This is a genomic window from Massilia sp. CFBP 13721, from assembly GCF_014842025.1.
Lineage (GTDB): Bacteria > Pseudomonadota > Gammaproteobacteria > Burkholderiales > Burkholderiaceae_D > Telluria.
The window spans coordinates 221761-242900 of sequence record NZ_JACYUY010000004.1; the positions used below are offsets into that span (position 1 = coordinate 221761).

Sequence of the window (21140 nt, forward strand, 5' to 3'; positions counted from 1 at the left end):
CCGCATCCACGCGGCACTTGCGCCGCCCACGCGTTCAACATAGGCGGACCGCCGCGCTAGAACAGCGTGACCGTGTCCAGCACCCGGGATAGTCATGGCGCGGGATGATCACCCGCGGCGGTCTGCCTCCTTTGAACGCGTGGGCGGCGCGTTAGTCGCGTAGGCGCAGACAGACCGGTTTAGCCGCCCACCCTACCGTGCTTTTTCGCGCGCCACCCAATACAGCAGCAGCACGATCGCCGCATACGGTATCAGCGACAGCAGATCCGACTGCGGCCCTGCGAAGAATGGATTCGCCCCTTCCGCCCACTTCGCCATCATGCTGTCGAAGTTGGTCATCACCCCGGCCGTGATCGCGATGATGATCCCGGCCAGCGCGCCGCCGGCGATATAACCGGAAGCCAGCAAGGTGCCCGAGCTGCGGTCGCCCGCGGCGACGCGTTCCTCGGCATTCAGTTCGGCGTACTGCGGCAGCTTGTTGTTGCGGCGGTCGGCCGCCCAGCGCACGGCGCCGCCGATGGCGATCGGCAGCGTCGACACCAGCGGCAGGTAGACACCCACCGAGAACGCCAGCGCCTGGATGCCAGCCATTTCCAGCACCACCGAGATCATCACGCCGAACAGCACCAGCGTCCACGGCAGCTGCTGGTCGAGGATGCCCTTGATGATGTAGGACATCAGCACCGCTTTCGGCGCATCGTATTTCTTGACTTCGGTGCCGTCCGGACGCGTGTGGTGGTGGCCGTTGATGCCCGGATCGACGAGGTAGGCCAGCTTGCCGTCGTCGGCGACCAGGTATTTGCCTTCCGGGCCGCCGGCGGTGCCGACCTTGCGCCAGACTTTATAGGTCTTGTTGTCGGTCTCCGCCTGTGGCCCTTGCAGCTGCGCCGTCTCGGTCAGCTTCGAGGCGTCGACCGTGATGCCGGGCGCGACCTGGGCCGCCGGCACGTATACGGTGCCGGCATCGTTCAGTTTCAACAGGATCGGCCCCAGGATCAGCGCCGACGCGAACGCCCCGCACAGGATCGCGTACTGCTGCAGGCGCGGCGTCGAGCCGACCAGGAAGCCGGTTTTCAAATCCTGCGAGGTGGTGCCGGCATTGCTGGCGGCGATGCAAACGATGGCGCCGACCGACAAGGCGGTGACGTAATAGCGTCCGCCGGTCCAGCCCATGACCAGGAAGATCAGGCAGGTGAACAGCAGCGTGGCCACCGCCATGCCCGATATCGGGTTCGACGACGAGCCGACCTCGCCGGTCAGGCGCGACGACACCGTGGCGAACAGGAAGCCGAACACCAGGATCAGCAGCGCGCCGAGGAAATTCATGTGCAGCGGCGTGGCGAAGCTGATGATGGCGATGATCGCCAGGCAGCCGATCGCCACCCACTTGAACGGGATGTCCTGGTCGGTGCGCAGGGTGGACGCGGGCGCAGCGCCTTTTCCTTTACCCATTCCGGCGAGGCCGCCCTTCAGCCCGTTCCAGATCGACGGCAACGAACGCACCAGCGAAATCAGGCCGCCCGCCGCCACCGCGCCGGCACCGATGTAGAGCACGTAGGCGTCGCGGATGTCGTCCGGCGTCATGTCCTTGATGAGCATGGTCCCCGGCGACACCGGCACGGTCAAGAGCTCGCCGAAGAATTTGATCATCGGGATCAGCATCAGGTACGAGAGCACGCCGCCGGCCGCCATCGTGAAGGCGATGCGCGGGCCGATGATGTAGCCGACGCCGACCAGCTCCGGCGAGATTTCGGCGCCGGCCGATCCCGCCTTCAGGGGCGCGCCGAATTCGAAGTTGGCGACGTCCTTCCAGCCCTTGAGCGAGACGTTCGCGACCTTGTACAACAAGCCGAGGCCGAAGCCGCCGAAGATGATGGCGGCGCGGCGCTTGGCCTCGACGGCGGCGTCCGACCCTTCCAGGCGCACTTCGCCGGCCGCTTCGCGCGAGGTTTCGGTGGCGGCGGCTTTCAGCACTTCGGCGCAGGCCGTGCCTTCCGGGTACTTCAGTTCGCGGTGGCCTTCGACGATCATCGTGCGGCGCATCGGGATCATCATGAGGATGCCGAGCAGGCCACCGAGCACGCCAACCAGCATCACGCGCGAGATCTCGAGGTCGAAGCCGAGGATCATAATCGCCGGCATGGTCACGCCCAGGCCAAAGGCGAGCGACTCGCCGGCCGAACCGGCCGTTTGCGTGATGCTGTTTTCCAGGATGGTCGACTCGCGCCCGCCCATCTTCTTGAACATGCCGAACAGCGTGATGGCGATCACCGCCACCGGGATCGAGGCGCTGACGGTCAGGCCGACCTTCAGCACCAGGTAGAGCGAAGAGGCGCCGAAGATCATGCCCAGCACGACGCCCATGACCAGGGCGCGGATGGTGAACTCGGGGAGGTTGGCCGTGGCCGGGATATAAGGCTTGACGGGCGCGGGAGCGGGATCGTAGGGCATGGTGTTCCTGGAATGTCGTTCGTGGCTGGTCTTAAGCCGGCCTGAAGGCGTGACTATGGCATATGCGGTGCTCGAAAGAAAGCGGATTAGAAACGGGATTATAATTCCGCCCGCCGGGCCTGCCTTTTGCGCGGCCCACAGCAGGAGAACACTGTCTTGACCACGTCCCATAAAGCCATGCGGCTGCCGCGCCAACAGCGCGGTTTCATCTTCTTCATCCTCGCCGCCATCGTCTTCGCGATCGCCGCCGTCGCCGTCTGGTTCCTGATGTCGATCGTGCCGAACGTGCCCTCGATCGACGCCGTCACCGACTACAAGCCGAAGATCCCGCTGCGCATCTACACCGCCGACAAGGTCCTGATCGGCGAATTCGGCGAGGAGCACCGCGATTTCGTGCCGATCGACCAGGTCCCGCCGATGATGAAAAAGGCGGTGCTGGCGATCGAGGATGCACGCTTCTACGAACACAAGGGCATCGACTGGATGGGCGCGGCGCGCGCGCTGAAAGCCAACGTCACCGGCGGCTTCGGCTCAGGCGGCGCCTCGACCATCACCATGCAGGTGGCGCGCAACTTCTTCCTGTCGCGCGAAAAGGTCCTGTCGCGCAAGCTGAATGAGATCGTACTGGCCTACAAGATCGAGGATGCGCTGACCAAGGACCAGATCCTCGAGCTGTACATGAACCAGATCTATCTCGGCCAGCGCTCCTACGGCTTCGCCAGCGCCGCGCGCAGCTATTTCGGCAAGAAGCTCGACCAGCTCACCATTGCGGAGACCGCGATGCTGGCCGGCCTGCCGCAAAACCCGGCGCGCCACAACCCGGCGGTGAATCCAAAGCGCGCCAAGCTGCGCCAGGAGCAAGTGCTGCGGCGCCTGCGCGACCTCGGCGACATCGACGAAGCGCAGTATGCGAAAGCCGTGGCCGAGCCGCTGCGCGTGCATTCGAAGCCGCAGGAATTCGGCACCCACGCGCAGTACGTGGCCGAACTGGCGCGCCAGGTGGTGTTCGCCCAGTACGCCGAAGCGTCGTACACGCGCGGCATCAGGGTCTATACCACCATCGACTCGAAAGCCCAGGAAGCGGCCTACGATTCGGTGCGCCGCAACGTGCTGGCCTACGACAGCCGCCACGGCTACCGCGGTCCCGAGGCGCATGTCGAGCTTCCAGCAAGTGAAGAAGAACGCGAGGAAGCGATCGTCGAGGCGCTGCAAAAGCGTCCGTCGAGCGATGGCCTGGAGCCGGCGGTGGTGCTGGCCGCGTCAAGCAAGTCGGTGAAAGTCGAAACCATCGACGGCGATACCATCACGATCACCGGCGCCGGCCTGAAGTTCGCGGCGGCCGGCTTGTCGAGCAAGGCGAAGGAAGCGCAGCGCATCGAATCCGGCGCCGTGGTCCGCATCAGCAAAATTAAGGATAGCTGGGGCATCACCCAGGTGCCGCTGGTGGCGGCCGCGTTTGTCGCGCTCGACGCCGACAGCGGCGCCTACCAGGCCCTGGTCGGCGGCTTCGACTACAACCTGCAAAAGTTCAACCACGTGACGCAAGCCTGGCGCCAGCCGGGTTCCGCGATCAAGCCCTTCGTGTATTCGGCCGCGCTCGAAAAAGGCTACAACCCGGGCACGCTGATCCTCGACCAGGAACTGGTCATGCCGGGCGAGAATGCCGGCGCCGACTGGAAACCGCAGAACGACGACAACGTCTTCGACGGCCCGATCACGATGCGCTATTCGCTGGCGCACTCGAAGAACGTGCCGACCGTGCGCCTGCTGCGCGCGCTCGAAGTGCCCTACACCCACGACTTCCTCGGCAAGTTCGGTTTTGATTTGGCGCGCCACCCGAAGAACCTGACGCTGGCGCTGGGCACCGGCGCGGTCACGCCGCTGCAGATGGCCGGCGCCTACGCCGTGTTCGCCAACGGCGGCTATGGCGTCAAGCCCTACCTGATCGCGCGCGTCGAAGATGGCGACGGCACTGTCTTGATCGAAAACAAGGCGCCGGCACCACGCCAGGAAGCCGCGCGCGTGCTCGATCCGCGCAACGCCTGGGTCACCGACTCGATGCTGCGCGACGTCACCCGCTACGGCACCGGCGCGGCGGCCACCAAGCGTCTCGCGCGCCCCGACATCGCCGGCAAGACCGGCACCACCAGCGACGCCTTCGACGGCTGGTTCGCCGGCTACGGCGGCAACGTGGTGGCGGTGGCGTGGATGGGCTACGACGAACCGCGTTCGCTCGGCGGCCGCGAATTCGGCGCCACCCTGGCGCTGCCGATCTGGCTCGACTACATGCAGGTCGCGCTGGCCAAACGGCCCGTGGTCGAGCGCCCCGAACCCCAAGGCGTGCTGCGCGAGAACGACGACTGGATCTATGCCGAGTTTGCAGAGATGCCGCAGTTCCGGGCGATCGACATCGACCCGGCGGCGCTGGCGGCGCCGGAGCCTTATCTGACCGACGATGAGGATGGCGGCGAAGTCCACCCGCGCGCGGATGGGGCGGCGCTACCGCAGCCCGCCGGCGCGCCGGTATTCGTGCCGGCGCAGTGAGCTTTGCTGCCTGCTTAAAAGGCTGGGGTCAGGTCTGACATCGAGACTCCCGCCTTGGCGCGAGCCCGGCGCTGGCAGAGCGGAACTTACGGCTGGCCGTCGGACGCGTTGACAAGATTTTTTGCAGGGCTTTGCGCCGCAGGGGGTCGCAGGCAAACGCTGCTCAGGTATCGCGCCCTCCTCGGCTTCAGCACTGGCGCCTCACCTGGCGAGAGCGGCCTCGGCTCGCCCTGAAATGCAATCATGCGCGGCTCGCCTGGTGGGCACGGGGGCAGAGGCGGCACCAGGACGAGCTTCGGTTTGTTCATAGGTCTCTCCACTTTCTCAACATTATGCTCAGGCATCTTCCGCCTGCGTCAGGAATCGCGTTCATCCCTACTTGCCATTAGTACAATACGGGCCGTACACTGAGTCTGACGAACGGCCAGGTTCGACCTAAGGCGGTTATGTCTTTCATAAAATATCAAAAGAACAAAACAAGAAATGTCGATGGAACTGACAAGACAAAAAATATTCGTTCTGGGCGGCGTATTGGCAGGCGCGATCTGGGTGGCGGTCCACTACGCATCGACACCGGCACACGTCCTTGCATCGCTCCCGGCACCTGCCGATTCAAGCAACACAACAAGCAGCCGCCAAAGCAGTGCCGATGGCATGCAATGGATGGGCGCGGTGCCAGTGTCCGCAGCGGATAAGCAAGAAGACGTGCGCCCATTCGCTGAGGTGATCGCGGCACTAACGGCTACCCGAAGTCCCACCGATGCGTTGAAAGCGTATCAAATTATCGAAGGTTGCGAGGCAGTTCTTGGGACTGTTGGACTTTCTCATATACCGGCCGTGTCATCCCAGCGTAAGCGGTGTGCGTCCATCACGGATGTCATGCGTCGTTCGAAGTATGACTACTTGCGCACGGCAGCGTATGCCGGCGCGCCTGGTGCGGGTTCCGCCTGGCTTCATCACGGGCCATCAGGCGACGTAGAGGCGCTTCGGACGAGGCCTGACGAGCCATCAGTCATCGAGTGGAAGGGGCAGGCACGTGCGCTCGTCATTCGCGACGGCGACCAGGGCGATCTCAGTGCTCTTTCGGATTGATGAATGGTTATGCGGGAAAGACGCTGGTCTTCGATGCCGACCCGAGCCGGGAACTGGCTTATGCAATCGCCTACAAGCAGGTTCTCGACCAATTACAGCTGGGGATGACGCTTCCTAACCAGCCAACAGATGCCGATCTCACCGCACTTGCAGCAAAGCTTTCACCCGAACAAGCTGCTTGGGCAAAGGCCAAGGCCCAGGCCATCATCGCCGCCAGGGCAAGGCGCATCGCGCCGACAAGTCTGTGATTCGTGCCCCCACTCCCGCAAGCTCAGGCGCGCAATAGTTCCGGCGCTGCCAGCAAGGTACCGCGCACCCCGTTGCGCCCGCCGCGCTTGACCGCATACATCTCCTCGTCGGCGGCGCCGATCAGCGCGTCGAAGCTGGCCGGCGGGTTTGGATCGTGCGCGGGCACGCAGGCGACGCCGAAGCTGGCCGTCGCCGAAACGGCTGTGTCGCTGCCGAGCAGGGTCGACGCGTTGGCGAAGGCTTCGCGGATTCGTTCGGCCAGCGCCAGCGCGCCGGCCAGGTCGGTCTGCGGCAGCACGATCAGGAATTCCTCGCCGCCGTAGCGGATCACGCTGTCGACGCCCTCGCGCACCATCGATTGCAGCAGGCGGGCGAATGCGCCCAGCACCTGGTCGCCGGCGGCGTGGCCGTGGGTGTCGTTGATGCGCTTGAAGTGGTCGATGTCGCACAGGATCACCGACAAGGCGCTGCCGTAGCGGCGCGTGCGCGCCAATTCGGCTTCGAACAGCCCACCCTGCAACACGCGGCGGTTGTGGCAGCCGGTCAGCGGATCGCGGTCGGCCAGTTCCTGCAGCAGCACGGCGGCGCGGAATTGCCGGCGCTGGGCCAGGTGGAAGCGGCGCGCCGCGATCGTGCCGAGGGCGTTGCCGAGGATGAGCATCAGGACCAGGGCCACCACGTCGTCGAAGTACAAGGCCCCCTGCACCAGCAGCATCGCGCCAAAGGCGATGCTGGCGCCGACGCCGATCGCCACCGCGTACACGAAGCGGTTCGGAAAGATGACGTACACCGCCATCAGGATCAGCGCGAACGACATCAGATTCCAGGCCATGGCGGCCGGCTGGTACCAGCACAGCACCGGAAACACGCCCAGTCCCACCGCCAGCACGCCACAGGTGGCGCGGATCGACACCGGCACCGACGCCGGATGGCGTGCAATGGCGGCAACCGCGCACAGCGCGGCCAGGGCGACAAGGACGCGCAGGCCGACCATGGTCCAGGCGGTGGCGGTGGCGCCGAGGGTGGCAAAGTCGGTCAGGCCGAAGACGACGTAAAAAGCCGCCGAGATCAACAGGCTTGCCTTCAACTGGGCATTGCGTTCCGGCAGAAAGTGGCGGACGAAGCGGCTTTCGAATGCACGGTCGGTGAATTCGGCGCAGTAGGGGTGGATCGCCAGGCAACGCGTGGGGAGGTGTTCGGACAAGACGGCAACCTTCAACAGTTGGACTTGATCAGGCGGGCCGCGCCAGTTGCAGGAATCACACCCGTCCACGACCAGAAAACAGTATCGGAACAGTCCGAGCACCCGCGCATGGATGACCGGAAAACGCATGGGCTGTACCGACAGGACCGACCGCCATTTTAACGCAAGCTGGCGTTCAAATTGTCATTCTGAAATTATTATTTTCGTATGGATGCGGTAGGTGGACGCGTCGTTGAGGCCCCCAGCCTCAACGACTCCACGCGGTGATACGTACCGGCTCCGCTTTCGTGCGCGATGATCTCGCAGCTATGTATCACGCGTGGAGTCATCGAGGCCGGGGGCCTCGATGACGCGTCCACCCTACAACCCAGGCGATCGGTCGCCCCTACTCCCAGGCGTCGATGATCCAGTCCGCCGCCTTGCCGTTCGGCTGGTGCGGTAGCGCCGGACCAAACGAAAACGCCACCGGCCGTTCGGGCGGTGTCAGGCGCTCAGCGATCCAGCCGGCCAGTTCGGCGCGCAGCGCTGCAGGCGCCACACCCTCGGCCGCGACCACGAACGCCTTCAGGCGCGTGCCCTCGTCCGGCCGCATCGGGCGCACCACGCACGCGCGCACGCCCGGATGCATGGCCAGCACCTCGGCGACATAGGCCGGGTAGACGTTGATGCCGCCCACCTGCACCGCCTGGTCGATGCGCCCGTTCGGCAGGAAGCGTTCGTCATCGATCCAGTCGAGCCGGTCCTGCAGCGCATGGCGCTCGATTCCATCCGCGACCGTGCGTTCGATCGTGTTCTCGGCGTCGGCGCGGCGCCAGTACGGCAGCAGCCGGTATGGCGCCGCGGCGGCATCGCGCCAGCCGACGCCGGCCGTCTCCGAGCTGCCATATACCTGCAGAAGGCGCAGGCCGCCGCCCGCCAGCGCCAGCGCGGTGGCGTCCGGGCATGACGCGCCCGAGCTGACGCCGGTGACGTCGGTCGGGAAAACCGGCGCCAGCGCCGCCACCTGCCCCCAGAAATCCGGATGCGCGACCACCAGGTCGCCCGGCGCCAGCCAGGATGCCAGCGCGGCCGGCGAGGCGCCGCGCAAGTCCAGCACATCCAGCGGCACGCCCCCCGCCTGCGGCAGCAGCACCGTAAACAGGAAGCCGTAGATATGATGCGCCGGCACGGCAGACCAGACGCGGCGGCGCCCCGGCACCAATCGGGCGAGCGCGTCGACCTCGCGCCACAGGCTGTCGAGGCGATGGGTGCAGCGTTTCGGCGCGCCCGAACTGCCCGAGGTGCGGAAGGTCAGTGCGCCGGCGTCAAGGTCCAGGCTGGCGTGCGCCGCAGCGATCCAGTCCGCCAGACGGGTGCGGGCCAGCAGCGCGTCGCCCATGCCGGCGCGGTCGAAGCCGAGCAGGTCGGCCAGGCTGGTGGCGGCGCCCATCAGGTCGAGCGAGTCGGCGCCGAGGTCGGCGGCGAGGTCGATGCCGGGGGCCCAGGGGGCCGCCGGCAGTTGGCGGCCGGGGCGCGCCGCCGCCAGTTCGGCGGCCACCAGGTCGCGCACCACGCGTTCCAGGGCCGGGGCATGTTGCCACCACTGCACAGGCTTGAGCTGGTCCATTGTTTTCATTTCGCTAAATAAAGGCTGGCGATGGTGCAGCCGGCGCTTTATTCTGTCAACAATGTGCGTATTTGTGACCATCGGTCATCTACACGATTGACACTTGCGCTGGCTCATGCCAACATTTGTTTCCGTAAACCAATCATCTGACGACCGACAAGGCGGAGAACCCCGAATGACCAACGACACCATGACTTTCGACACCCGTGGCCTGGGCGATATCCTCGACGCCAGCGACCAGGAGCAGCTCGACAGGCTCGACTTCGGCGTGATCGGCTTCGATGCCGATTCCAACGTGCAGCGCTACAACGTCTTCGAATCGCAGGCCGCCGGCCTGTCGCCGCAGCGCGTGATCGGCGAGCCGCTGTTCACCAACGTGGCGCCTTGCCTGAACAACTTCCTGGTAGCCCAGCGTTTCGAAGACGCGGCGGAAGACGGCAGCGAACTCGACGACACGATCGACTACGTGCTGACCCTGCGCATGCGTCCGATCAAGGTCAAGCTGCGCCTGCTGGCGAGCGCCAACAGCGCTACCCGCTACGTGCTGGTGCAACGCCGGTGAATCCAGTCGACGACAGCGTGGAAAGCCTGCGCGCCGAGCACGAAGCCCTGATGCAGTTCCTGTACCTGGCGCCGGTTGGCCTGGTGCAGGCGGGTATCGATGGCGAGATCGTGATGATCAACCCGATTTCGGCCCAGCTCCTGATGCCCCTGTCGCCGGACGGCTGCCTGACGAACCTGTTTACCGCACTGGAAAGCGTGGCGCCCGACCTGCGCCTCCAGTGCGAGCAATACCCACGCAGTAACGGCATGGTCTTCGAAGGCCTGCACATCCACCTGCGCGCCGAGGGCCGCACCCGCGGCACGCCGCAGATCCTCTCGCTCACCCTCCTGAAACTCGACGGCGCGCGCGTGATGGCCGTGATCCAGGACGTGACGGCCGAAGTGCGGCGCGAACGCCAGCTGCGCCAGAGCGACGCCTGGCTCAACGCCATCCTCACGCGCATCAGCGATTACGCGCTGGTCGCGATCGACCGCGACGGGCGCCTGTGCGACTGGAACGAGAGCATCGCGCGCGTGACCGGTTTCGGCGAACACATCGTCGGTTCGCCCTATTCGATTTTCTATCCGCCCGATGCGATGACCGCCGAGCACCTGCTCGACCGCCTGCGCGAAGCCGAGCATAACGGCTGGAGCATGGACGAAGGCTTGCGCCTGCGCGCCGACGGCAGCCAGTTCTGGGGCAGCGCCCTGATCGCGCCGCTGCCGGACCGCGAAGCCTTCGGCGACGAACCGGACGCGCCGGCCTACTGCCTGATCCTGCGCGACATCAGCGACAAGCGCGCCGCCACCGAGAAGCGGCGCCAGGCGGCGTTCTGCGACCACCTGACGGCGCTGTCCAACCGGCGCGCGTTCTTCGAGGCCGCCGAACTCGAAATCGAGCGCGCCACCCACACGCCGCGCCAGCTGGCCTTGATCGTGTTCGACGCCGATAATTTCAAACTCGTCAACGACCGCCATGGCCACCCGGCCGGCGACCGCGTGCTGTGCGACCTGGCCAATGCGCTGCGCGACACCTTCCGCGCGGTCGACACGGTGGCGCGCCTGGGCGGCGAGGAATTCGCGGTGCTGCTGCCCTCGACCGGTATCGAACAGGCGCTGCTTGTGGCCGAGCGCCTGCGCGCGCAGGTGGCAACGCGCCTGGTGGCGGCCGATGGGGCAGAAATCGCCTACACGGTCAGCGCCGGCGTTGCCGTCCTCGACGCCCAGTCGGACGGCAAGATCGTCAGCATCGACGCGCTGATCAAGCGCGCCGACCAGGCGTTGTACACCGCCAAGGCGCAAGGACGCAACCGCGTCTTCCCATGGACCCCGGAGCTTTCCACGCATGAAAACACTCCACAGCGAAGCCGCGATGCAGGTTGAGCAAATCGACGCCTACGAGGCCCTGGTCCAGTTCCTGTACCGGGCCCCGATCGGCCTCGTGCAAACGAGCCTGGACGGTGCGGTCGAGATGCTCAATCCGATGGCGTCGAACCTGCTGATGCCGCTCGCGCGCGACGGCGGGCTGGATAACCTGTTCACGGTGCTGGAAGACGTCGCACCCCAGGTCAGGACGCTGGCGGATGCGTTCACGGAACCGACCGGCGTGGTCTGCGACGCGCTGCGCGTGCCGCTCGGCGCCGGCCGCGGCGCGCCGGCTTCGCCGCAAGTGCTGTCGATCAGCCTGATGAAGCTCGACGCCGAGCGCTGGATGGCGGCCATCAGCGATGCCACGCTCGACATCCAGCGCGAGCAGGACAACCTGCGCCGGCGCCTGCGCAGCGCGGCGCGCACCGACACCCTCACCCGCCTGCCGAACCGCTCGGCGGCGGTCGAGCAGCTGCAAATCCTGCTCGACCGCCGCGTGGCGCACCAGGCCGGTGATGCACGCTTCACGCTGCTGGTGCTCAATTGCGACCGCTTCCGCCAGATCAACGACACCATCGGCCAGAGCGCCGGCGACCGCCTGCTGGTCGCGGTCGGCGACAGCCTGCTGGCGGCGCTGGCCGACCGCATGCGCGCCGGCGGCTTGCCGGCCAACAGCCGGGTCGACCCGGCCGCCGGCGGCGCCGGCCTGGTGGCGCGCATCGGCGGCGACGAATTCGCGGTGCTGCTCGATGGCCTGCAGCATCCAGACGAAGCCGAGCGCCTGGCCTTGCGCCTGCTCGACACGCTGGCGCGGCCGCACCACATCGACGGCCATGAAGTGGCGTGCCGCGCCAGCATCGGCGTGTTCTGGGACGACGGCCAGGGGGGCGACGCCGACGCCGCCATGCGCGACGCCAGCATCGCCATGGTCGAGGCCAAGCGCGCCGGCGGCGCGCGCCACGTCGTGTTCGAGCCGGCCATGCGCGAACGCGCCGCGCACCGCGCCGACATCGAAGCCCAGTTGCGCACGGCGCTGCTGGAAGAACAGCTGTTCGTGGTCTACCAGCCGGTGGTCGGCCTCGTCCCCGATGGCGGCATCGACCATGCAGCCGGCGTCGAGGCGCTGGTGCGCTGGCAGCACCCGACGCGCGGCCTGGTGCCGCCCTTCGACTTCATCGGCATCGCCGAGGAATGCGGCCTGATCGACCAGATCGGCGACTTCGTGCTCGAGCGTTCCTGCCGCGACTTCATGCGCTGGCGCGCCGAACTCGGCGACGGCGCGCCGCGCCTGATCGCGGTCAACCTGTCGCGCGCCCAGCTGGCCCAGCCCGACTGGGCGGCCAAGGTGGCGGACATCCTCACGCGCACCGGCATGCCGGCCCGCAGCCTGCAGCTGGAAGTGACGGAAAGCCTGGCGGCCCAGGACGAACAGATCCAGGTGCGCCTGCACGAACTCAAGGCGCTCGGCATCAAGCTGGCGCTGGACGATTTCGGCACCGGCTATTCCTCGCTGTCGAGCCTGCACCTGCTGCCGGTCGACACGGTGAAGATCGACCGCAGTTTCGTGTGCAAGGCCGACACCAGCCATCACCACCGCGTGCTGATCGAAGCCACCGTGAAGGTGGCGCAAAGCCTGGGCATGAACACGGTCGCCGAAGGCATCGAAACCCCCGCCCAGCTCGACGCCGTGCGCGCCCAGTCCTGCGCCAAGGGCCAGGGCTACCTGTTCAGCCGCCCACTGGTGTCGAGCGCGCTGGTCGACTGGGTGCGTACGCAGCAGGCCGTTTAACGTCGGGCGGGCATGCCCGCCTTGCGGGCGCCTCCGACATACGCGAGGCCGGTGAAAGCATACGCACGTCGGCGGGCATGCCCGCCCTACGTTACGCCGCCGCTGGTCGACTGGGTACGCACGCGGAAGGCCGTTCAAACGTAGGGCGGGCATGCCCGCGTTACGGGCGTCTCCGACATACGCGAGGCCGATGAAAGGATACGCACGTCGGCGGGCATGCCCGCCCTACGTTACGCCGCCGCTGGTTGAGTGGGTGCGCACGCAACGAGCCGTTCAAACGTAGGGCGGGCATGCCCGCGTTACGGGCGTTTGCGACATGCGTGACGCCGACAAATGGATACGCAACTACGCGGGCATGCCCGCCCTACGCTACGCCACCGCTGGTGGAGTGGGTACGTACCCAGCAGGCCGTTTAACGTAAGGCGGGCAGCAGGGGAAAATCTTGCCGGCAAATCGGACCGACGTGCAGATCTGTCCGGCCTGTCCTACACGCAGCGCAGTGCGTTTCCTATGGCGCACCCCCTTCTCACGCCGCATCATGGACACCTGCACTCATCACAGGAGAACAACCATGAAGCACCTCACCACCGCCATGCTGTTCGCCGCCGGCTTGGCCCTGGCCGGCTGCAGCAGCACCGGCACTTCCAATGCGATGGATTCCAGCGTTTCGGGCGGCAGCAGCGGCTCGATGACCTCCGGCAGCACCGGCACCGCGGGCGCGACCAGCACCTCGGGTACGACCGGCGGCGTAGATGCGGCGAATGCCGACGTCAAGGGTTCGACCAGCGCCACCGGCGCCACGCCGGCCAATACCCCTGAACGGCGCTGAACGCTATTGAGCGGCGGTCGGCGTCCGTCATCGACTGTCTGGCATCTCCTACATGCGCTGGCGCTCTCTTCCTATAGCGCTTGGGAAGAAGCGCTCGCATGATGAAGTTCTCAAACATACACGGAGGATAAGAATATGAAACGAACCACCTTGAGTATGATCTTCGCCGCCACCATGGGCCTTGGCCTGGCTGGCTGCCAGTCGACCAGCAGTACCGGCAGCATGGACAGCACGTCGGGCACGAGCACCTCTGGCTCCTCGATGAGCGGTTCCGGCATGACCGAACGCGGCACCCCGACCACGGGCGTCACCGGTAGCACGCCAACCACGACGACGTCCGGCACCGCCGCGGGCACCGCGGACATGAACGGCACCACCGGCACGAGCGGCACCACCAGCACCGGCACGGCCACCGCACCGCCGCCCATCAGCCGCTAGGCGTTTCACACGGCATGTCGTCCCTGCATGCCGTAGGGCCGGCCACACGGCCGGCCCGCCCTCTTCGCTCTTCCGCAAAGCTTGTCAGGTAGAATCGAACTTTTTCCAAGGCCGAGGCTCCCCGACAATGAAAAACTGGTTCGCGCGCTGGTTCGGCGCCGCCGCACGGCCTGACACGCTTGTCCAACCCGCGCCGCCTGCCGAGATAGCATCTGCCGCTCCGGCTGTCCTGTCCGCTTCTCCCAACGCTGCTTCCGGCGCCAACGCCGAGCTCGATGCTGCCTTTTACGGCTGGCTGGCGGACAGCGCCGCCGGCGATGCACCAGAAGCAACCGAACGCCTGATCCTCGACGAACTGGGCCGCCTGGCCAACGACCCGGCGCGCGCCGCCGAACTGGTGCCGCGCGTGCCGGCCGTGATTCCCGCATTGCTGCGCAGCCTGCGCGACGACAGCGTGTCGAACGCCGACCTGTCGCGCATGGTGGCGCAGGACGTGGTGCTGGTGGCCGAAGTCGTGCGCGAAGCGAACAGCCCCTATTACCGGCCGCCGACGCCGGTGAAGAACATCGAGGGCGCCGTCATGCTGCTGGGCCAGAATGGTTTACGCATGCTGCTGGCGCGGGTCGCGTTCCGGCCCGTGATCGGCATGGGGAACGGACGCTTCGCGAAGCACGTCGCACCGCGCATCTGGATGCAGTCCGAACGCTGCGCACTCGCCGCCGCCACGCTGGCGCCCCATGCCGGCGCCGATCCGTTCGAGGCCTACCTGGCCGGGCTGGTCCAGAACGTCGGCCTGGTGGTCGCCTTCCGCCTGATCGACCAGGTGTATAGCGACGACGTGCTGCCGCGTTCGGACGCGTTCCGCGTCGCCCTGTTGAAGGAGGCGCGGCGCCTGGCGCACGGCATCGCGCTCGAGTGGGCCTTTCCGGCCGCGGTCGCGGGCGCTATCGCCGACGCCGGCATGCCGGATGCGGGCGCGTCCGGCGCCGCGCTTGGCAACGTCTTGGCGACGGCCGACGCCCTCGCCAAACTGCGCCTGCTGGTGGACGCCGGCGCGCTGGCGCCCGACGCGCCACTGGTGGACGCGATCGTCACGCCGCGCCTGCGCCCCTGCTTCGATCGCCTGCTGCCACAGGAAACCTGAAGGCACGTCCGGATCGACGGCGTCAGGGCTGGGCGTCCACCAGCAGCTCGGGCCGCAAGGCGCGGATGCGCCATTCCGTGAAGTAGCCGCCCGCTTCGTTGTAGAGCAGGTAATGGCGCCCGCACAGGATGCAGCGCGCTACGGTGCAGCGGTTGTATGGATAGAAGCGCGGGGCGATGGGTGCGTCGGGGCTGTCGTAACGCGTGCCGGCCGGATGGCATTCCGCGAAGGTCGGCTCTTCGTACGGATCGTCGATGAGGGTGCCGATCTCCTCCAGACTGCGCCGCTCCAGGCTCAACGGCAGTGCCGTCCAGGCCGCCAGGGGCACAAGCGTGCAGGCGCATGGCGCGCCGGTCGCCGCCGAGGCCTGCGCCAGGCGCATCAAGCCGGCAAAATCGATTTTCTGCATCGTTACACCAAGAATTTTTTCCCATTCTAGCGCGGGGTGGACGAACTGGTGCGGGGCGCCAGGCGCTCGTTTCGCTACGCCTATTTCCTCGCCCGGCGCAGGCATCGCATCTCTGATACAGATCAATTCCAGCACCGGCAGGCGCAGAACCTCGCCGAAGCTGACGCGCCTAACCAAAAGTCCCCTTTTCCCTTCACTGGCCGTCCGGCCTCAGAAAGCACATCATGAAGATGCGCACGACCACCCGCATGCTCGTCCATGCGCTGTCCGCTCTTGCAGCGGCTAGCGCCTGTTCCACGGCAGGCGCGCAACAACATGTTCCGCTGACCGACCCGATTCCTGGTGCGATTACGCCAAGCCGCGCCGCGGTTGCCCTCGAGACGGTTGCCTCCGGCCTCGTCTCGCCGGTGGCGGCCTCGGCCCCGCCGGGCGACCGGCGCCACCTGTACGTGGCGGACCAGCCCGGGCAAATCTGGCGTCTCCACCTCGGTACCAATCCGCAGCCGCGCGAACTGTTTCTCGACGTGAGCGCCCTGCTGGTCTCGCCGCTCGGTGTCGGCGACAACCGCTTCGACGAGCGCGGCCTGGTGGGACTCGCCTTCCACCCGAATTTCGACACCAACGGCCTGTTCTACACCTTCACGGCGCAGCCGGTGCGCGCCAACCCCGACTTCAGCACCATGCCGCCGGGCGTGGCGCCGAACTGCCAGAGCGTCGTCACCGAGTGGCGCGTCAAGCGCCCCGGCCGGCGCCACAGCGCGGTCGACCTGGCCAGTGCGCGCGAACTGCTGCGCATCGACAAGCCGACGCCGCTCCACAACGGCGGCGCGCTTGCCTTCGGCCCCGACCACATGCTGTACGTCTCCCTCGGCGACGGCAATACCGCCGACGACGAAGGCGCGGGCCAGGCGCCCGAGGGCAATGCCCAAAGCCTGGCGCCGGGCAACCTGCTCGGCAAGGTCCTGCGCATCGATCCGCTCGGACGCAATGCCGCCAACGGCAGGTACGGCATCCCGCCCGACAATCCCTTCGTCGGCAAGGAAGGCGCCGACGAAATCTTCGCCTATGGCTTTCGCAACCCGTTCCGGATGTCGATCGCCCGCGACGGCCGCGTGTTCGTGGGCGACGTCGGCCAGAATGCGGTCGAGGAAGTCAACCTCGTGACCGCCGGCGGCAACTACGGCTGGCGCATTAAGGAAGGCAGTTTCCTGTTCGACGCCGCCGGCCCCGATGGTTCGGGCTTCGCGTATGCCGACAGCCCGGGCCTGCCGGCGTCGCTGGTCGACCCGATTGCCCAGTACGACCGCGCCGACAGCGCCGGCGGGCCGGTCACCCGCGTCGCCGTCATCGGCGGCTACGTCTACGAAGGCGACACGCTGCGCCATCTGCGCGGGCGCTATGTGTTCGGCGACTACGCGGGCCGCGGCCAGCCGTCCCCGCAAGGCCAGCTGTTCGTGCTGGGCAGGTACAACCGCATCGAGCGACTCGTTCCCACCAACCGCAATCCGTTCGACCTGGCCCTGCTCGGCTTCGGCCAGGATGCGCGCGGCGAGCTGTACGTACTGGCGAACGACACCGGCACGCTGCTCGGCAATACGGGGGTGGTGCTGAAGCTGGTGCCGGGGCGGCGTTAGCGCCTAGTCCGCCGCGATGATCCGGTTGCGCCCGCCCGTCTTGGCGCGGTACAGGCGCGCGTCGGCGAGGTCGGCCAGGACGCCGGGCTGGTCCTGCGCCCGCGGCACGATGGTGGCGACCCCAATGCTGACGGTCACCACATCGGCCACCTTCGAATTGCGATGGGGGATGGCAGCACGCGCCAGCAGGCGCATGAAACGCAGCGCGATGCCGTGCGCGGCCGCTTCATGCGTCGCGGGCAGCAGCATGACGAATTCCTCGCCGCCCAGCCGTGCGCACAGGTCGCGCGTGCGGGCGGCGGTGTCGCCGAGCAGGCCGGCAACCTCTTTCAGGCACAGGTCGCCCTGCGGATGCCCGTAGCTGTCGTTGTACTGCTTGAAAAAATCGATGTCGAGCGAGACCAGCGACAAGGGCTCGCCTGTCGCGCGCGCCTTGCTCCACTCGACGTCGAGGATACGGTCGAACATGCGCCGGTTGGCAATGCCGGTCAGCGGGTCCGTGTACGACAGCGTCTCGAGTTCCTTTTGCAGCTGCAGGATCTTGTCTTCCGCATGCTTGCGCTCGGTGATGTCGAACATGAAGCCGACCAGGCAATCGACGCTCCCGTCGGCGCGCCGCTTGACGTGCACGACGTCGCGAATCCACGCGTAATCGCCGTCGGCGGTCAATGCACGGTAGTCGGCTTCGTGGTCGACGCCCTGCTGCGACTGCGCTACACAAAAATCCACCGTGCGCTGCCGGTCTTCCTCGTGGATACGGTCGGCCCAGTCGCCCACCGTCTGCCAGCTGGCCTGGCTCCAGCCGAGCACGCCCTCGATTTGCGGACCGATATAGGCGAAGCGCATGCTGTCCCAGTCGATTTTCCAGGGGATGGCCCTGGTGGATTCGAGCAGGGTGCGGTAGACGCCGGGATCGTCTTGTGTCGGGCCGGCAAGCGCGGGAGTAGCGTCGATGTGCATTAGTCACGAAAGGACAAATCACAATGTTATAGCATGATTACGCCTTGCCCTTACATTGAGGCAATAACGCCACAGTCCGGCGCTGTCGGCGATGCCTGTCTGGCCATGCAGGCCGGGTTCTACAGCGGCGCTCGCGTATCATGACGGCACCTCATCACGCACGCTCCTTTGCCCCATGACCACCGATTCACCAAGCCACGAAATTTCCTTTGACGATGTCGCCGCAGCCGCGGGCGGTTTGCAGGATGCCGGCACGCCGGTTACTTTCGACGCGCTGCGTGCAGCGTTACCAAGCGGTTCGCCCAGCGCACTGGCACGCCAGTTGCGCGCCTGGCGCGCCGAGCACGAACGCCTGCCCGCGCCGGCGCCGGCCACCCTGCCGGCTGCGCTGGCCGCCGACCTGGCGGCCTGGGCGCAGCAGCATGCCGAACAGGCCGGCGCCGGTCCGCGCGCGGCCATGGCGCGGCTGCAGGACGACCTCGACGCGGCGCTGGCCGAGGCCGGGCGCCTGGAAGAAGAGGCCGACAGCGCAGCGCGTGCGCGCGACGCCGCCCAGGCACTGGCCGACGAACGCAGCGAAGAAATCGAACGCCTGATGGCCGAACTGCGCAACGCGCGCCAGGTCGCGATGGACGCTTTGGTCGGCAAGGCCAAGGACCAGCTGGCGATCGACGGCAAGGATGCCCAGCTGCTTGAGCTGCGCGGCCAGCTCGAACGCAGCGTCGTCGCCTCGTCGACGCAATCGGATGCCCGCCTGGCGGCCGAAATGGAACTGGTCGGCGCCACCACCGCACGCGACAGCCTGGCGCAGGAAGTCAAGGAGCTGCAGGCACAGCTGGCGGCGGCGAAGAGCGACCGCGGGGCGCTGCGGATGGAGGTCGATGCGCTGCGCAAGAAGGCGAAGTAGGCGCTATTGGGTGCACGTTTCGTAGGGTGGTCGGCTCCACCCTGACGCGTGATCAGCACGCGGCTTGAACGCCGCCCACGCGTAACGCATGCATGGTGCCTGCAGGGCCGCGGGCCCTTCATACGTAACGCGTGGGCGGCGTTCAAGCTGCGGGTCAATCATCAGGGCGGGTGGAGCCGACCACCCTACCGCGTGATCGACACGCGGCGCGTACGCCGCCCACGCGTAACGCATGCATGGTGCCTGCAGGGCTGCGGGCCGTTCATACGTAACGCGTGGGCGGCGTTGCAGCCGCATGTCAATCACGCGGCCGGGTGTAGCCGGCCACCCTACGGCGTCACCGATACCGTGCGCTTCAGGCAGCGCAAGGTAAACGTCGAGCGCGTGTGCTTCACGCCCGGCAGTTTATAGAGCTTCTGGCGCAGGAAACGCTCGTAGCCCTCGGTGCCCGCCACCGCCACCTTGATCAGGTAATCGTATTCGCCCGAGAGCAGGTAGGCCTCCATCACTTCCGGCAGGTCGGCCAGCGCGTCCGAGAACGCCTGCAGGATCTCGTCGTCGTGGCGGTCGACCGTCACTTCGATGATCACCGTGTCCGGCACGCCGAGCGCGCGCTGGTCGAGCACGGCGGCGTAGCCGCTGATGTGGCCAGCCTCTTCGAGTGCGCGCACGCGGTGCCAGCAGGGCGTGGGCGACAGGTTCACCGTTTCAGCCAGCTTCTGGTTGCTGATGCGCCCGTCGCGGCTGAGCGTGCGCAGGATATTCCTGTCGATCTCGTCGAGTATCCCCTCCTTCACATGCACGCTCCTGTCTATACGATTTGAAATGGATACTTCTTCTACATTTTAGCCGATTCATAGAAGGATTATCCGAACAAATCCTAAATTCGCCCTGCATACGAAAGAATATTTTTTGTGCGCTGCAGTAAAATTTCGGCTCGCCATTCCAATAGGGACATCGGCCGGATCCGCATCATGGAACCACCGTCTTACCCGCATTGCAGCATTCGAATTTCGGAGTTTTCGTGTCAGAAGCAGTCTCGCGCGCAGGAGCAGGAAATTTAGCCGTTGGGTCGGCCAACGCGGAATTGCCGCTCATGTTCGTCACCCCGGCGCTGTTCGCCGCCAACCTGCTGGTCGCGCGCTGGGCCGAGAGCGCCGGCTTGCCGCCGCTGTTCCTCGCCTTTGGGCGCTGGGCGCTGGCCTTTGCCATCCTGCTGCCGATCGCCGGCCCGCGCCTGTGGGCGCTGCGCCACGTCATCATGGCCAACTTCCCGCGCCTGATCCTGCTGGCGGGCCTGGGCATGGGCATGGCCGTCGGTCCGCAGTACATCGGCGCGCGCCAGACCAGCGCGGCCAACATCGCCATCATCTTCGCCGCCTGCCCGGCGCTGGTGATGCTGCTCGAAACCCTGGTCTGGAAGGCGCCGCTGGCGCGCCGCCAGGCCGGCGGCATGCTGCTCGCCGTACTCGGCGTGCTGGTGGTGCTGACCCGCGGCGATCTCGCCGCGCTGGGCGGCTTCGCCTTCGGCACCGGCGACCTGTGGGTGGTGGTGGCGGCTTGCGGCTGGGCGCTGTACACGGTGCTGGGCAAGCGCCTGCCGCTGCCGAAGCTGCCGAACACGGTCAAGCTGGCCGCCCTGATCGGCGGCGGTGCGCTGGTGCTGGCGCCGTTCGCGGTGCTCGAAGCCTCGCTCGGCAACGTCGCCAATTTCAACGACCCGCGCCTGTACGTCGCGCTGGCTTTCCTGGCCATCGTGCCGAGCCTGGGCGCCTACTTCTGCTTCGATCGCCTGGTCGCGATCGCCGGTCCGGCGCGCGCCAGCCTGTCGGTCTACCTGATCCCGCTGTTCGCCACGCTGGCCGCCTGGCCGCTGCTGGGCGAAGCGCCGCGCCTGTACCATGCGGCCGGCTTCGGCATCATCCTCGGCGGCGTGCTGGTGGCCGCCGGCAAGGGAAGGTAAGGTCGGCGTC

At 66.8% G+C, this 21140-nt stretch carries 18 protein-coding genes; 12 read left to right on the forward strand and 6 right to left on the reverse strand.

What is annotated here, in order from left to right; genetic code table 11:
• Positions 1 to 192: 192 nt before the first annotated feature.
• Positions 193 to 2451: an OPT family oligopeptide transporter gene (locus tag IFT60_RS05620; protein ID WP_192050360.1), complete on the reverse strand. Its 2259-nt coding sequence runs from the start codon at positions 2449 to 2451 to the stop codon at positions 193 to 195.
• A 177-nt stretch (positions 2452 to 2628) separates the two neighbouring features.
• Here IFT60_RS05620 and IFT60_RS05625 point away from each other — a divergent pair, with 177 nt between their 5' ends.
• The 3 genes from IFT60_RS05625 to IFT60_RS05635 all read left to right on the forward strand — a co-directional run bounded on the left by IFT60_RS05625 (position 2629) and on the right by IFT60_RS05635 (position 6335).
• Positions 2629 to 4995 (forward strand): penicillin-binding protein 1A, encoded by a 2367-nt coding sequence (locus tag IFT60_RS05625; RefSeq protein ID WP_192050530.1) that lies wholly within the window; start codon positions 2629 to 2631, stop codon positions 4993 to 4995.
• 489 nt (positions 4996 to 5484) lie between these two features.
• A complete protein-coding gene (locus IFT60_RS05630; RefSeq protein WP_192050362.1) occupies positions 5485 to 6087 on the forward strand; it encodes a hypothetical protein in 603 nt (200 codons plus the stop codon).
• Positions 6087 to 6335, forward strand: coding sequence for a hypothetical protein (locus IFT60_RS05635; protein WP_192050364.1), 249 nt, complete (start codon positions 6087 to 6089; stop codon positions 6333 to 6335). Before IFT60_RS05630 ends, IFT60_RS05635 begins: the two co-directional genes overlap by 1 nt.
• 23 nt (positions 6336 to 6358) lie before the next feature.
• Here IFT60_RS05635 and IFT60_RS05640 read toward each other — a convergent pair whose 3' ends face one another.
• Together IFT60_RS05640 and IFT60_RS05645 are read right to left on the reverse strand one after the other, a co-directional pair.
• Positions 6359 to 7540, reverse strand: coding sequence for a GGDEF domain-containing protein (locus tag IFT60_RS05640; RefSeq protein WP_192050366.1), 1182 nt, complete (start codon positions 7538 to 7540; stop codon positions 6359 to 6361).
• Between the two features lie 385 nt (positions 7541 to 7925).
• Positions 7926 to 9146: an AMP-binding enzyme gene (locus IFT60_RS05645; RefSeq protein ID WP_192050368.1), complete on the reverse strand. Its 1221-nt coding sequence runs from the start codon at positions 9144 to 9146 to the stop codon at positions 7926 to 7928.
• A 175-nt stretch (positions 9147 to 9321) separates the two neighbouring features.
• On the opposite strand from IFT60_RS05645, the gene IFT60_RS05650 reads away from it, so the two are divergent.
• The 6 genes from IFT60_RS05650 (at position 9322) to IFT60_RS05675 (ending at position 15257) form a co-directional block, all read left to right on the forward strand.
• Complete coding sequence (locus IFT60_RS05650) at positions 9322 to 9708, forward strand: phosphonate transporter (protein WP_192050370.1); 387 nt, start codon at positions 9322 to 9324, stop codon at positions 9706 to 9708.
• Positions 9705 to 11072: a sensor domain-containing diguanylate cyclase gene (locus IFT60_RS05655; RefSeq protein WP_374000546.1), complete on the forward strand. Its 1368-nt coding sequence runs from the start codon at positions 9705 to 9707 to the stop codon at positions 11070 to 11072. The genes IFT60_RS05650 and IFT60_RS05655 overlap by 4 nt, the downstream gene beginning before the upstream one ends.
• The gene (locus IFT60_RS05660) at positions 11035 to 12846 is read left to right on the forward strand and encodes a putative bifunctional diguanylate cyclase/phosphodiesterase (RefSeq protein WP_229510705.1); all 1812 of its coding nucleotides are present in this window, start codon (positions 11035 to 11037) and stop codon (positions 12844 to 12846) included. The genes IFT60_RS05655 and IFT60_RS05660 overlap by 38 nt, the downstream gene beginning before the upstream one ends.
• Positions 12847 to 13417: 571 nt before the next feature.
• A complete protein-coding gene (locus tag IFT60_RS05665; protein WP_192050372.1) occupies positions 13418 to 13675 on the forward strand; it encodes a hypothetical protein in 258 nt (85 codons plus the stop codon).
• 135 nt (positions 13676 to 13810) lie between these two features.
• A complete protein-coding gene (locus IFT60_RS05670; RefSeq protein WP_192050374.1) occupies positions 13811 to 14113 on the forward strand; it encodes a hypothetical protein in 303 nt (100 codons plus the stop codon).
• A gap of 127 nt (positions 14114 to 14240) precedes the next feature.
• Positions 14241 to 15257 carry an HDOD domain-containing protein gene (locus tag IFT60_RS05675; RefSeq protein WP_192050376.1) on the forward strand — a complete coding sequence of 339 codons (1017 nt, stop codon included), beginning with the start codon at positions 14241 to 14243 and terminating at the stop codon, positions 15255 to 15257.
• Positions 15258 to 15279: 22 nt separating this feature from the next.
• Here the strand turns inward: IFT60_RS05675 and IFT60_RS05680 are convergent, their stop codons facing one another.
• Positions 15280 to 15666: a hypothetical protein gene (locus tag IFT60_RS05680; protein WP_192050378.1), complete on the reverse strand. Its 387-nt coding sequence runs from the start codon at positions 15664 to 15666 to the stop codon at positions 15280 to 15282.
• A 224-nt stretch (positions 15667 to 15890) separates the two neighbouring features.
• On the opposite strand from IFT60_RS05680, the gene IFT60_RS05685 reads away from it, so the two are divergent.
• Positions 15891 to 17300, forward strand: a complete 1410-nt coding sequence (locus IFT60_RS05685; RefSeq protein ID WP_192050380.1) for a PQQ-dependent sugar dehydrogenase — start codon at positions 15891 to 15893, stop codon at positions 17298 to 17300.
• 3 nt (positions 17301 to 17303) lie between these two features.
• On the opposite strand, the gene IFT60_RS05690 is transcribed toward IFT60_RS05685, so the two are convergent.
• Positions 17304 to 18260 carry a GGDEF domain-containing protein gene (locus IFT60_RS05690; RefSeq protein WP_192050382.1) on the reverse strand — a complete coding sequence of 319 codons (957 nt, stop codon included), beginning with the start codon at positions 18258 to 18260 and terminating at the stop codon, positions 17304 to 17306.
• Positions 18261 to 18435: 175 nt separating this feature from the next.
• On the opposite strand from IFT60_RS05690, the gene IFT60_RS05695 reads away from it, so the two are divergent.
• Positions 18436 to 19167 (forward strand): DNA-binding protein, encoded by a 732-nt coding sequence (locus IFT60_RS05695; RefSeq protein ID WP_192050384.1) that lies wholly within the window; start codon positions 18436 to 18438, stop codon positions 19165 to 19167.
• Between the two features lie 329 nt (positions 19168 to 19496).
• Here IFT60_RS05695 and IFT60_RS05700 read toward each other — a convergent pair whose 3' ends face one another.
• Positions 19497 to 19964 carry an Lrp/AsnC family transcriptional regulator gene (locus IFT60_RS05700; RefSeq protein ID WP_192050386.1) on the reverse strand — a complete coding sequence of 156 codons (468 nt, stop codon included), beginning with the start codon at positions 19962 to 19964 and terminating at the stop codon, positions 19497 to 19499.
• Positions 19965 to 20263: 299 nt separating this feature from the next.
• Between IFT60_RS05700 and IFT60_RS05705 the strand changes: the two genes are divergently transcribed.
• Positions 20264 to 21130: a DMT family transporter gene (locus tag IFT60_RS05705; protein ID WP_192050388.1), complete on the forward strand. Its 867-nt coding sequence runs from the start codon at positions 20264 to 20266 to the stop codon at positions 21128 to 21130.
• Positions 21131 to 21140 lie beyond the last annotated feature (10 nt).